The organism is Ramlibacter paludis (assembly GCF_022012305.1).
GTDB classification, from domain to species: domain Bacteria; phylum Pseudomonadota; class Gammaproteobacteria; order Burkholderiales; family Burkholderiaceae_C; genus Ramlibacter; species Ramlibacter paludis.
In genome coordinates, this window is the sequence record NZ_JAKLTM010000018.1 from 1 (window position 1) to 315 (window position 315).

The 315-nt window shown below is 68.9% G+C and carries 1 protein-coding gene; it reads left to right on the forward strand.

Going from position 1 to position 315, the window contains the following annotated elements; genetic code table 11:
- On the forward strand, positions 1–315 hold a 315-nt coding region (locus LZ009_RS24170), incomplete at both ends, for a transposase (protein ID WP_275700558.1).

The window sequence follows — 315 nt, forward strand, 5'->3', positions numbered from 1 at the left end:
GCGCATTGGCGGGCTCTGGATGCGGAGATCGCGTGGTGTGATGCACAGATCAGCGACGATGCCAAACAAGATGCCCAGGCGCAGCGCTTGCTGCCAATCCGCGGCGTCGGCCCCACCAGTGCGAGCGCGCTGGTCGCCTGCGTGGCTGACTTCCGCCAGTTCCGCGGCGCCGGCCAGTTCGCCGCCTGGCTGGGGCTGGTGCCGCGGCAGAACTCCAGCGGTGGCAAGGCTTCACTGGGCGGGATCACCAAACGCGGCGAAGACTACTTGCGCACCTTGCTGATCCAGGGCGCCCGCTCCGTCGTGGGTACCGCG